Below are 12149 nucleotides of genomic sequence, written 5' to 3'. Positions count from 1 at the left end.
GCCGGGTGCAGTGAGCCGCAGCGGGCGTCCCGGTAGAGCCGCTCCAACGGATGACCACGCCGGGTCGCCGACGTCCCCGCCGCCTGGCCGGAGCCACCCCACCGGCGTACGACGGTCAGTTGAACAGGCTGTAGAGCTCGGCCGGCGCCTCGACGACCTGGTCCGCCGGCGGCTTCTGCGCGGCGGTGGCGGAACCGTAGTCGGAGTACGTCATCTTGATCTCCTGGGCGGCGGTCTGCCCAGCGGCCGGGAGCTGCAGCACCAGCTCGCTGAGCCGGCCCTGCGGGTCGACCTTCGCGGTGAACGGGACCGTCTTCGCCTGGGTGCCCAGCGCGGCGATCGTGGCGGCGTTCAGCGAGCCGGCCTCAGCGGCCTTGGTGACGTCGATGGTGCCGGCGTACGTGCCGGTGCCGGTGCTGCGGACCTCGGTGATGCCCTGGGTCAGCACCGCGCTGCCGGCCGGGTCGACCTTCTCGAAGTCGAAGCCGAGGTTCTTGTTGCCCTTGATGCGGGCCTGGTCGAGGTGCTGGTACTTGCCGAGGTTGAGCTGCTTGATGGCGGGCAGGCTGTCGGCCGTGGGGCCGGTCAGCTCCAGCTTCACCCAGCTGTCCGGCTTGGCGTGGATCACGTCGAGCTTCATCGCCAGGTCGGAGGAGGGGCCGCCGATGGAGAACTTCATCGCGGCACTCTGACTCGGCTGGTGCACCTGCCCCTCGGCGGTCGAGCCGGCGCCGGAGAGGGTGAACCGGAAGTTGCCGTTGCTGATCTCCTTGGTGGAGTCCAGCAGCGCCTGCTTGGCGTCGCCCGGCACGGGCGTACCGGCGGACGCGCTGGGTACGCCGGACGCGCTCACCGTGGGGGACGCGGTCGATCCAGCGGTGCCGGTCGTACCGCCGGCGCAGGCGGCCAGGGCGGGCGTGAACAGGGCGGCGGCTACCAGGCCGGCACCGAGTCGTCGAACAGTCATACGTGTCTCCCAAGGGGGTCACCCGACGGCCTGGTCGGCGCCGGAAACCGGGCGACGCGGCAGCCCTTCGGCCACGCCGCGCGATCCGGGCCGAGCAGCTCGCCCGGATCACTCCCTCTTTGTTCCCTGTCGACGCGTCCGACAATCGTCCTTGACGTCCGGTTGTTCGCGGTGACCGGTGCGGGAAAAGCAGGATCGGGGCAGCCCCTGGGCCACCCCGATCCGTCGTGCCGACCTACTTGAACAGCTCGTACGTCTCGGCCGAGGCCTCGATGACCTGGTCCGCCGGCGGCTTCTTCGCGCCGGTGCCGGTGCCGTAGCCCGCGTACCCGATCTTGATGTCGTGCGCGGCGGTCTCGCCAGCGGCCGGCACCGAGATGACCAGCTCGGTGAGGCGGCCCTGCGGGTCCAGCTTGGCCGTGAAGGGCAGCGCCTTGGCCTGCGCGCCCAGCGCCTTGACCACGTCCTCGTCGAGGGCGACCGACTCGGTGGAGGCGCTGATGTCGATCTTGCCGGCGTAGGTGCCCTCGCCGGTCTTCTGCACGTCAGTCACGCCCTTGACCAGCGTCTCGCTGTCGACCGGGTCGAGCGTCTCCGGGTCGAGCTGGAGGTCCTTGATGCCCTTGACCTTGGTCTTGTCGAGGTGCTGGTACTTGCCCTTGTTCTTCGCCATCTCGGGCACCATGGCGGCCATGGCACCGCCGATGTCCATCTTCACCCAGCTCTCCGAGTCGATGTAGATGAGGTCCATCTCCATCGACACGTCCTGGGAGGCGTCACCCAGCTTCATGGTCAGCTGCGCGCTGTTGCTGGGCTTGTGCACCAGGCCGCCGCCGGTCAGGTCGGCGCCGGTCAGGGTGAAGGTGAAGTCGCCCTTGGCCGCCTCCTTCGTGGAGGCGAGCAGCGCCTCCTTCGGGTCGGCCGGTACGGCCGGGGCGGACGGGCTGGGCGCAGCTGCCGGCTCGGCAGCGTCGGACTTGCACGCGGCCAGGCCGGGGACGAGCAGGGTTGCGGCGAGGAAGCCGAAGCTCCACCGTCGAATGTTCACTGAGGTCTCACTTCACAGAGATGGACATGGCCCGGCCGCAGCGTGCGGACCGGACCGAGCCGAGGGAGCCTAACGGATACGCCCACCAGCGATGCGTTGGGCGTATCGATGTCGGACTGTCAGCGCAACGCGCCGGCGAGGTCGCGCAGCTCGTTGTCCCGGGCGTCACCGACGACGAGCACCGTGCGGGTCGGTTCCAGCAGCACCAGCGCCTGCTGGTTCCCCCGGGCCGTGTAGCGCTGCCAGGTGCGCCCGGCCAGCTCCGTCGGGCCCTGTGGCTGGCTCTGGTCGGTCAGCTCGGCGGGGAGCAGTTGCTCCGCGGGCACGTTGCTCTGCAGCAGCTGGACACCCCGCCCCTCCGGCGTGAGGTAGCCGATCCGCAGGTTCGCGCCGCCCTCGACGGTCTGGTAGCGGGCGCTGACCGTACGCCAGCCGGAGCCGAGCCCCTGCGGCTCGCTCACCGGGAAAATGTTCGCCGACCGTGCCTGCTCGATCGCCGGGGCCGGATCGACAGTGGTGGCCTGATCGCCGCCGAGGAAACCCCGGTAGAACGCCAGCAGCAGCGCGATCGGGATCAGCAGCACCAACAGCGAGATCGCCATGTCCTTGGGCGACCGCTCGGCCTTGGTCGCCGCCGCTGCCACCCGTGGCGGCGGCGCGGACCGCTCACCGGTCCCGGTGGCGTCGTCGGGCCCACCGGCGGCGTCACCCGGCACCGGCCGGGCCACCGAAGGCTGCACGGACGGGTCCGGCGCTGGCTCACCGCCAGCCTGGGCCGGCTCACCGGCGACGAGGGCCGGCTCATCGGCAGCCGGGGCAGGCTCACCGGCGACAAGGGCCGGCTCGCCGGTGGCCAGCGCCGTCGGGCCGGTCGCGGCGGGCTCGGCGCCGGCGGGTTGGTCGACCGGCGGCTGGCCACCGGGCGGCGTGCGGTCGGCGGGTACGCGGTCGGCAGGCTGTGCGGGTTCCACCCTGCCATCTTCGCAGCCGCCCGACCGGCGGTATCCGGCCCATCACCGCCCCGCGCCGACGCCCGGTCGGCCATCGTGTGAGGATCAGCGACAAAGCCGGCAGCGGGACCGCTCCGCCGCCGGCCGTCCCCGCACCGTCGCGAGGAGGAGCAGCCGTCATGACGAACACCAGGACGCGGATCCCACAGGATCTCGACCGTAACCTGGCCCTCGACCTGGTCCGGGTCACCGAGGCCGCGGCGATGGCAGCCGGCCGCTGGGTCGGCCGGGGCGACAAGGAGGGCGGCGACGGAGCCGCCGTCGACGCCATGCGCAAGCTGATCAACTCCATTCAGATGCGTGGCGTCGTGGTGATCGGCGAGGGCGAGAAGGACAACGCCCCGATGCTCTTCAACGGCGAACACGTCGGCGACGGCACCGGCCCCGAGGTGGACGTCGCGGTCGACCCGGTCGACGGCACCACCCTGATGAGCAAGGGCATGCCGAACGCCCTCGCGGTGCTCGCCGTCTCCGAGCGGGGTGCCATGTTCGACCCGAGCGCGGTCTTCTACATGGAGAAGCTCGCCGTCGGTCCCGCGTACGCCGACGTGATCGACATCAACGCCGGGGTGGCCGAGAACGTGCGCCGGATCGCCAAGGTCAAGGGCACCGACGTGTCCGAGGTGACGGTCTGCGTGCTGGACCGCAGCCGCCACGACGACCTGGTCACCCAGATCCGCCGGACCGGGGCGGGCATCCGGTTCATCTCCGACGGCGACATCGCCGGCTCCATCGCGGCGGCCCGGGGCGAGTCGGACGTCGACGTGCTGATGGGCATCGGCGGCACGCCGGAGGGCATCATCTCGGCCTGCGCGTTGAAGTGCATGGGCGGGGCGATGCAGGCCAAGCTCTGGCCGCGCGACGACGAGGAGCGGGAGAAGGCGCTCGCCGCCGGGCACGACCTGGACCGGGTGCTCAGCACCGACGATCTGGTCACCGGGGACAACTGCTTCTTCGTGGCGACCGGGGTCACGTCCGGGGACCTGCTGCGCGGGGTGCGGTACCGGGCCGGCGGCGCGTACACCCAGTCGATCGTGATGCGCTCGAAGAGCGGCACCATCCGGGTGATCGATTCGTACCACCGGCTGGAGAAGCTGGCGCTCTACTCCGCCATCGACTTCGACGGTCGACCGCTGGCCGAGCAGGAGTGACCACCACCGGCACCGCGACACCGCAGACCCTCTCCGCGACCCGTCGGACCGCCGGTGTCGCGCTGGCGTCGGTCTCCGGGGTCGCGGTGGCGGTGCAGTCCCGCATCAACGGCGAGTTGGGCGTACGCCTGGCCGACGGCTTCGCCGCCGCGGTGGTCTCGTTCGGGTTGGGCCTACTGGTGCTGCTCGTCCTGGTGCCCGCCACCCCCAGCGGGCGACGGGGGCTGGTCACGCTGCGGCGTGCCCTCGCGGCCGGCGCGCTGCGGCCGTGGCAGTGCCTGGGCGGCATGTGCGGCGCGGTCCTGGTGGCCTCCCAGGGGCTCACCATCGGCACGTTGGGCGTGGCGGTCTTCACCGTGGCCGTGGTCGCCGGCCAGTCTGGCAGCAGCCTCGCCGTGGACCGGGCCGGCATCGGCCCGACCGGCCGGCAGCCGATCACCCGGCAACGGCTGGCCGGCGCGGTCCTCACCGTCCTGGCGGTCGGCCTGGCGGTCGGTGACCGGCTGAGCGCGCCGGGCGCGCTGGCGCTGGCCCTGCTGCCGCTGCTGGCGGGGGTGGGCACCGCCTGGCAGCAGGCGGTCAACGGCCGGGTCCGGGCGGCGGCCGACCACACGCTGACCGCCACGCTCGTCAACTTCGCCGTGGGTACGGCCACCCTGCTCGTCGCGTTCGCGATCGACCTCGCCGTACGAGGCTGGCCGACCGGACACCTGCCGAGCGAGCCGTGGCTCTATCTGGGCGGCCCGATCGGCATCGTGTTCATCGCGATCGCCGCGGCGATCGTGCGGTTCACGGGTGTGCTGCTGCTCGGCCTGGCCACCATCGCCGGTCAGATCGTGGGCGCGGTCCTGCTGGACCTGGTACTGCCCACCGCCGCCTCGCACCCCGGCGTGAACACCCTGCTCGGGGCCGCGCTGACCATGGTGGCCGTGCTGATCGCCGCGCTGGCACCACCCGCCCGCCGCTGACCGGTTGTCACTCCACGAGGTCTGGCCGGTTGGCGGCGATCCACTTCTCTACGTCACGCCGACGCCACACCTTCCCCATGACCAACTGCGCAACGGGATCAGGGAAGCCCTTCTTGTTAGCGATGATGTTCGCTCGCTGACGGGAGATACCACCGAGCATCGCCCGTATCTCCGCAAGCCCAACGAGGTCCATACCTTGACGGTAGGCAACTGCCTGTGTTATCGCTCGACCAACGTTTCGAGTAGTCGGCTCGGGTCGTTGACTCGCGACAACTGCCGCGAGACTATGGTGAGCATGTCGTCGCGCACCGCAACGCCTGCTCATCGCCTTCCGATCTCCGCTGGGCACGCGCCCGTCCGCCCGATCTGGGTCTGTCGGCGCGGCTGCGGAACCTGGCCGTGCCCGGCCGCCCGGCTGACCCTGCGAGCGGTGTACGACGACGACCCGGTCGGGCTGGCCGTCGAGATGGCGGGTTACCTGTTCGACGCGACCGGGGACCTGGTGCGGCTCAACCCCGACGAGATGCCCGGACCAGAGGCGTTGTTCACTCGGTTCGTCGGGTGGACCAGGCGCACACCGTTCACATAAGTGATCGATTCCAAGGGCCTGACCGTCGAACGCCCGTTGATCGGGGACCTGTTCGCGGCGAGTTGACCTCCGCTGACCACAGGGACCGGATGCTCCCGGGCGGCACCGACCTCGGGCCGCTTCACCCGCCATCGCTGGCGATCTTGGACACTTTCCGTTAGCTGCTAACGGAAAGTGTCCAAGATCTACCCGGTCAACTGCCTCCCGCCCTGACACAACCCGCCCGCCGATACGTCCAGGGCCGCATCAGGCGTCAGCGGAGCGGAACCCGCGGCGGCAGGGGTTGATGGGGCGGATAGGCCGGCGTGCCACGCCGGTTCTTTTCACGAGCCGGGTCGGCCAGCTTGGCGAGCCGGACGGCCAGCACGAGTCCCGGCACGGTGGCCAGCAGGGCCAGCGCGACCGCCACCCGGATCTGTGCCGGGTTGCCGTTCAGCCAGCCGGCCAACGGCAGTCCGGCCAGGATCGCGGTGAGCAGGAGGTCGCCCGCGGTCCACCCGACCCAACGGCCCGGCGCGCTGCCGAGCCACGGGACGAGGAGCAGCACCGCCACCGCCAGCGCGGCCAACGGCACGACGCCGACCAGCACCGCCAACACGGTGCTCATGTCGTCGTGGCGGGACCAGGTGGCCTCCAGCACCATCCCCGCCAGCAGTATCGTCAGCGCACCGGCGATCCCCCACCAGCGACGACCGCCGCCACGGCGGATCGCCAGGTGACCGGCGACCACGGCGACCACGCAGCCGAGCAGCAGCGCGAGCACGATGGCGAGCAGCAGATCCGTCTCGCGTTGCACCGGTCCGCCGTCGTCCAGCGGAGGCAGTTCGTCCGCGCCGATCAGTCCGCTGTGCTCGCCGAGGAAGCCGTCCCGCCGCCACCCGCCGTCCGCCAGACGGCGCAGGAATCCGTCCCGACCGTTGGCGACCAGCACCTCGTGGCCGCCGCCGGCATGCGGATAGACGGTCAACTCCCGTGAGGAGAAGTGCTGGCGGACGTCGCCGGGGCTCGGGTACCGGCGGGCCAGCTCCTCGCGCTGCCCGTCCGACACCTCCCAGGCCACCTGCCAGGTCACGCCGGCGTCGTCGCTCTGCTCCACCCGTAGATGCCCGCTGGCCACCCGGTAGCAGCGCCGGGGCTCGTCCGGTGCGCACGCCTGCCGGCGCGATGGGTCCTGGGCGTCCAGTCGTTCCGTCTCGCCGTCGGTGGCGAGCCGCCAGGTGGTCGCCCCATCGTCGCTGACCGACCACTGGCCGTCGGCCGGTTCGTCCGGCCAGCTCGTGCCGAAGCCGTCGCCGACCGAGATCGCCGGGCGGCCGTCGAGCGTCGTGGTGCCGAGCGCGTAGGGGTAGCGGACCGCGCTGGTGGCGGCCACCGCCAGCACCGCCGGTGGCAGGACCACCAGCAGCCGGACCAGCCGAGCCGTCCGGCGCCGCACCGGTCGCCGCCGGGCCCGCGTCCACGCCCACCACGTCACCCCGAGCGCCGGCAGCGTGAGCAGATCGGTCCAGTCGGCCCGGACCAGGGACGGCCCCGCCAGCGCGGTCCACGCCGAGGAGGCGAGCTCAGCGGCGTACCCACTGGATTTCACCATCGCGAACCCGGCACCCACCGCGACCAGGCCGACCCACGCGGCCGCCCGGGCCGGCAGCCGCGGCATCAGCAGCGTCAACAGCACCGCCACCAGCGGCGGAGCGAGCACCAGGCCCGCGACGTCGCTCAGCTTGCCGGTGAGCAGGCCGGGAAACGCCGCCTTCAACACGTGGTCGTTGACCAGCAGCACGACCAGGGCCAGGAGTGTGGCCGGGTGGCAGAGCCACGCCAGCGTCGTGGGTGCGCCGTCACGCGATGTCTCGGGCCCCGTCATTCCCTCAGGATCGGCCCGGCGCGTCTCGGTCCGGACACGCGCCGGTGTGTGTCCGATACCGACGGTCAGCCAGCGTCGGAGGAGTGCCCGGGGAACAGGTGGGCGCTCGGGTCGATGGCCACCGCCGCGTTGTTGACCGCCGTCGCGGCCTCCCCGAAGCCGGTGGCGATCAGGCGGACCTTGCCCGGGTACTCGGTGATGTCGCCGGCCGCGAAGACCCGGGGCAGGTTCGTCGCCATGGCGCTGTCCACCAGGATGTGCCGGCGGTCCAGCTGAAGGCCCCACTCGGCGAGCGGGCCCAGGTCGGCGGTGAAGCCGAGGGCGGCGACCACCGTGTCCACCGGAAGGGTCTCGGTCGCGCCACCGCGTACGGTCACCTCGGCTCCGGTCACCGTGGCGTCCCCGATCAGGCGGGTGACCTCGGCGTTGACCACCACCCGCACCGGCAGCGACAGCACCCGGGCGACAGTCGAGGCGTGTGCCCGGAACTTCTCCCGCCGGTGCACAAGGGTCACCGAGCGGGCCAGCGGTTGCAGGGCCAGCGCCCAGTCGAAGGCGGAGTCGCCGCCGCCGACGATGAGCACGTCCCGGTCGGTCAGCTCGGCCGGGTCGGTGACGAAGTAGACGATGCCGGCGCCGGGAGCGCCGTCGGCGCAGGGCAGTGGCCGTGGGCTGAAGCTGCCGAGCCCGCCGGTGACCACGACCGCGCCGCAGCCGAGCTGCTCGCCGCCGGCCAGGCCGAGCACGGGCCGGTCATCGGCGTACGACAGCTTCTCGGCCCTCGTGCCGAGCAGGTACTGCGGGCCGAAGGGCGCCGCCTGGGCGACCAGGTTGGCGACCAGGTCGCGGCCCTTCACGGCGGGGAAGCCGGCCACGTCGAGGATCAGCTTCTCCGGGTACATGGCGGTGACCTGGCCGCCCGGCTCCGGAAGCGCGTCGATCACCGCCACGGACAACCCTCGGAACCCGGCGTAGTACGCGGCGAAGAGGCCGGCTGGACCGGCCCCGATCACGGCGACATCGACCTCGCGCATGGCGTACCGTCGCTTTCCGCTCACGGATCAACGCTTGCTGATCTCGACGGTAGGCGGGGCGCAGCGGTCCGGCAAGCATGTCCCAGGGGCGCGCCGAGGAGCAGGTCAGGGCAGGCTGAGGGTGGACCCCGAGTAGTCCGGGCCGTCCACGGCCGGCCGACGACGGCGGAACAGGATCGCCGCCACCACGCCACCGAGCAGCCCGAACAGGTGGCCCTGCCAGGAGATCCGCTCGTCGGTGGGGAGGATGCCGACCAGTTGCCAGCCGTAGAGCAGACCGACGAGCAGGAAGACGGCGAAATTCCACCAACTGCGCTCGACGATGCCGCGGGTGAGCAGGATGCCCAGGTAACCGAAGATCACCCCGCTGGCGCCGACCACCACCGAGTTGGGCGAGCCGGTGAACCAGACCCCGAGCCCGCTGACCAGGATGATGATCAGGGTCGACCAGAGGAACCGGCGGGCACCGGCGGCCAGCACGAAGGTGCCCAGCAGGATCAGCGGGATGCTGTTGCTGTAGAGGTGGTCGAAGCCGTGGTGCAGGAACGGGGAGAAGAAGACCCCGTCCAGGCCGTCGATGCGGTGCGGGATGATGCCGGCGGTCGCGTCCAGGCCGAACGCGAGCCCCTGGTCGACGGCTTCGATGAGGAAGAGGAACGGGACCACCGCGCACATGGCGACGAAGGCCCGGCCGAGCGCGGCGTAGAACGCCTCGGTGCCGAACCGGTAGGGGTCGCCGTTGGGCGGGTGCAGGGTCACCCCCCAACTGCTATCAGCAAAAGGGGCCGACCGCCACTCGCGTCCCGCCCACGCACCGGGCGTACGCACGACGGCGGGGCGGGTGGTCGCCCACCCGCCCCGCCGTTCGGCGACGTCAGTAGTTGCCGTTGTTCTGGAAGTTGCTCCAGGCGCCACAGGGCGTCTTGTACTTGCCCTTGATGTAGCCCAGCCCCCACTTGATCTGGGTCGCCGGGTTCGTCCGCCAGTCGTCCGCGATCGCGCCCATCTTGCTGCCCGGCAACGACTGCGGGATGCCGTACGCGCCGGAGGAGGAGTTGCTGGCCTTGTGGTTCCAGCCGCTCTCCTTGGTCCAGAGCTTCTCCAGGCAGGGGAACTCGGCGATGCCGAAGCCCGCCTCGATCATCAGCGCACAGCCGATCTTGCGGTTGCCGCTGTACTCCTCGCAGGACGCCGGGATCCGCCCCTCGTACGGCTTGGCGACCTCGTTGGCGGCGGCCTCGCGCTCGCGCTTGCGCGACGCCGCGGCGGCCTCGGCGCGGCGGGCCCGCTCGGCGGCCTCCTTGGCGGCCTGAGCCGCCCGCAGCTTGGCCTGGTACTCGGCGGCCCGCTGCCGGGCGAACGCGATCTGGTGGCTGGCCTGGCGCTCGCGCTGGTAGGCGAAGTCGATCCGGTCGACCTCGACGCTCTCCTGCGCGGCCAGTCCCTGTTGCTGGGTTTCCCGGTCTTGGCCCAGATAGAAGCCACCGGCTACGCCCACGGAGAGCAGCGCGACAGCGGCCGTACGGGCGCCCAACCGGCTCCACAGCCGACTCACGAAGTGGTCCCTTCGTTGGGGGCAAGGACACGACGCGGCGTCAGGCCAGGTGGCCCTCAGCCGTGCCGTGAGCGCCCCGACCGGTGAGCCGGTCGCGCCGACGCACCGACCGTCACCGATGCCGCCCAGAGCTGGACGAACGATCACCAACGATGCCTGTGGTGCGTGGGCGCTCGTGGGACACCATCGCGCACAGTGAGACTGATGGGAAACCAACCGGCACGTTTGTGATCTGCGCCACATCTAAAATCCGGACGAAAGCCTATAAAGCTCCCATCACAACGGGATGTCCTCCAGGAGGTCAGTCACCATCGCGGCGATCGGCGAGCGCTCCGACCGGCTGAGCGTGACGTGGGCGAAGAGGGAATGACCCTTCAACGCCTCGATCACCGCCGTCACGCCGTCATGTCGGCCGACCCGCAGATTGTCCCGCTGGGCGACATCGTGGGTGAGCACCACCCGGGAGCCCTGCCCGATCCGGGACAGCACGGTCAGCAGCACGCCGCGCTCCAACGACTGGGCCTCGTCCACGATCACGAAGGCGTCGTGCAGGCTGCGCCCCCGGATGTGGGTCAGCGGCAGCACCTCGAGGATGCCCCGCGAAGTGACCTCCTCCAGCACGTTCTCGTGCACCACCGCGCCGAGCGTGTCGAAGACCGCCTGCGCCCACGGCGACATCTTCTCCGACTCCGACCCGGGCAGATAGCCCAGCTCCTGGCCGCCGACGGCGTACAGCGGGCGGAAGACGATCACCTTCTTGTGCCGGCGACGCTCCATCACCGCCTCCAGCCCGGCGCAGAGCGCCAACGCCGACTTGCCGGTGCCGGCCCGCCCACCCAGCGAGACGATCCCGATCGTCTCGTCGAGCAGCAGGTCGAGGGCGACGCGCTGCTCGGCCGAGCGGCCGTGCAGGCCGAACGCCTCCCGGTCGCCCCGAACCAACCGGACGGACTTGTCCGGCAGCACCCGGCCCAGCGCGGAGCCGCGCGACGAGTGCAGCACCAGACCGGTGTGGCAGGGCAGACCCGCCGCCTCGTCGACGTCGAGCGTGTCGCCGGCGTACAGCGCGGAGATCTGCTCCTCGCCCAACTCCAGCTCGGACATGCCGGTCCAGGTCGGGTCGCTGGCCTGGCCGTGGCGGTACTCGTCGGCGCGCAGACCCACCGAGGCGGCCTTGACCCGCAGCGGCATGTCCTTGCTGACCAGCGTGACGTCCCGGCCCTCGGCGGCGAGGTTGAGCGCCACGGAGAGGATCCGGGCGTCGTTGCTCTCGGTGCGGAACCCGGGAGGCAGCACGCCGTCGTCGGTGTGGTTCAGCTCCACCCGCAGCGTGCCGCCGGCGTCGTTGGCGGGCACCGGCGTGTCCAGCCGGCCGTGCCGGATCCGCAGCTCGTCCAGCATGCGCAGCGACTGCCGGGCGAACCAGCCCAGCTCCGGGTGGTGCCGCTTGCCCTCCAGCTCGGTGATGACCACCAGCGGCAGCACCACCTCGTGCTCGGCGAAGCGGTGGAACGCCGCCGGATCGGACAACAGCACGGACGTGTCCAGAACGAACGCCTGGCCCGCTGGTCGCGGCTCCTTGGGGTCGGCCGGCGCGGTTGCCGCGCTACGGCGGCTCCGGGGGGCACGGCGGGTCGTGGCAGTCGCGGCCGGGGTCTGGTCGGCACCGGCGGTGGTACGGCGAGTCGTCACAGGCCTGCTCCGACGGATGGGCACCCGGCCACCCGTGTTCCGCCTCGTCCGGTGCCCGGGGACACGGGGTCGGATGCGGAACCCCGTGCGCGAGGTCGCAGATCCGGGCGGACCGGCTGGCTCGGGAGAACCCCGTGCCATGCCTAGACGCTAGCGGCGGCGGACCGTCCCGGCTAGGGGCGATCGTGGATCTCCGGCAACGGCGACCCGCGGAGCCGGCGGCGCGGCGCGGCGAGCCGGCCGGGATGCATGCCCCCTCCCCGCCAACCGC

The 12149-nt window shown here is 71.6% G+C and carries 12 protein-coding genes; 3 read left to right on the top strand and 9 right to left on the bottom strand.

Features of this window, described 5'->3' with window-relative positions; translation table 11 throughout:
• Window positions 1-115: 115 nt before the first annotated feature.
• From AB0J68_RS15220 to AB0J68_RS15210, 3 genes are all read right to left on the bottom strand, one after another.
• Entirely contained in the window at window positions 116-967 is an 852-nt protein-coding gene (locus AB0J68_RS15220) for a hypothetical protein (RefSeq protein WP_354854118.1), read from the bottom strand.
• A 235-nt stretch (window positions 968-1202) separates the two neighbouring features.
• Window positions 1203-2015: a hypothetical protein gene (locus tag AB0J68_RS15215; RefSeq protein WP_354854116.1), complete on the bottom strand. Its 813-nt coding sequence runs from the start codon at window positions 2013-2015 to the stop codon at window positions 1203-1205.
• Between the two features lie 119 nt (window positions 2016-2134).
• Window positions 2135-2986, bottom strand: a complete 852-nt coding sequence (locus AB0J68_RS15210) for a DUF4245 family protein (protein WP_363938963.1) — start codon at window positions 2984-2986, stop codon at window positions 2135-2137.
• A gap of 158 nt (window positions 2987-3144) precedes the next feature.
• Between AB0J68_RS15210 and glpX the strand changes: the two genes are divergently transcribed.
• A complete protein-coding gene (gene glpX, locus AB0J68_RS15205; protein ID WP_354854110.1) occupies window positions 3145-4176 on the top strand; it encodes a class II fructose-bisphosphatase in 1032 nt (343 codons plus the stop codon).
• Window positions 4173-5144, top strand: coding sequence for a DMT family transporter (locus tag AB0J68_RS15200; RefSeq protein WP_363938961.1), 972 nt, complete (start codon window positions 4173-4175; stop codon window positions 5142-5144). The genes glpX and AB0J68_RS15200 overlap by 4 nt, the downstream gene beginning before the upstream one ends.
• Window positions 5145-5151: 7 nt before the next feature.
• On the opposite strand, the gene AB0J68_RS15195 is transcribed toward AB0J68_RS15200, so the two are convergent.
• The gene (locus AB0J68_RS15195) at window positions 5152-5337 is read right to left on the bottom strand and encodes a hypothetical protein (protein WP_355062935.1); all 186 of its coding nucleotides are present in this window, start codon (window positions 5335-5337) and stop codon (window positions 5152-5154) included.
• A gap of 237 nt (window positions 5338-5574) precedes the next feature.
• Here AB0J68_RS15195 and AB0J68_RS15190 point away from each other — a divergent pair, with 237 nt between their 5' ends.
• Window positions 5575-5733 carry a hypothetical protein gene (locus AB0J68_RS15190; RefSeq protein ID WP_355062933.1) on the top strand — a complete coding sequence of 53 codons (159 nt, stop codon included), beginning with the start codon at window positions 5575-5577 and terminating at the stop codon, window positions 5731-5733.
• Window positions 5734-5986: 253 nt separating this feature from the next.
• On the opposite strand, the gene AB0J68_RS15185 is transcribed toward AB0J68_RS15190, so the two are convergent.
• The 5 genes from AB0J68_RS15185 to AB0J68_RS15165 form a co-directional block, all read right to left on the bottom strand.
• Window positions 5987-7597: a hypothetical protein gene (locus tag AB0J68_RS15185; protein ID WP_363938958.1), complete on the bottom strand. Its 1611-nt coding sequence runs from the start codon at window positions 7595-7597 to the stop codon at window positions 5987-5989.
• A gap of 65 nt (window positions 7598-7662) precedes the next feature.
• Complete coding sequence (locus tag AB0J68_RS15180) at window positions 7663-8631, bottom strand: NAD(P)/FAD-dependent oxidoreductase (protein WP_363938966.1); 969 nt, start codon at window positions 8629-8631, stop codon at window positions 7663-7665.
• A 105-nt stretch (window positions 8632-8736) separates the two neighbouring features.
• Complete coding sequence (locus tag AB0J68_RS15175) at window positions 8737-9390, bottom strand: rhomboid family intramembrane serine protease (protein WP_355132813.1); 654 nt, start codon at window positions 9388-9390, stop codon at window positions 8737-8739.
• A gap of 115 nt (window positions 9391-9505) precedes the next feature.
• On the bottom strand, window positions 9506-10186 hold the full coding sequence (locus tag AB0J68_RS15170; protein WP_354854098.1) for a lytic transglycosylase domain-containing protein: 681 nt from the start codon (window positions 10184-10186) through the stop codon (window positions 9506-9508).
• A 276-nt stretch (window positions 10187-10462) separates the two neighbouring features.
• Window positions 10463-11878 carry a PhoH family protein gene (locus AB0J68_RS15165; protein ID WP_363938956.1) on the bottom strand — a complete coding sequence of 472 codons (1416 nt, stop codon included), beginning with the start codon at window positions 11876-11878 and terminating at the stop codon, window positions 10463-10465.
• Window positions 11879-12149 lie beyond the last annotated feature (271 nt).

It is taken from the genome of Micromonospora sp. NPDC049580 (genome assembly GCF_040675595.1).
In the GTDB taxonomy this organism is placed as follows: Bacteria; Actinomycetota; Actinomycetes; order Mycobacteriales; family Micromonosporaceae; genus Micromonospora.
This window is presented reverse-complemented; position numbering and strand designations above follow the sequence as displayed.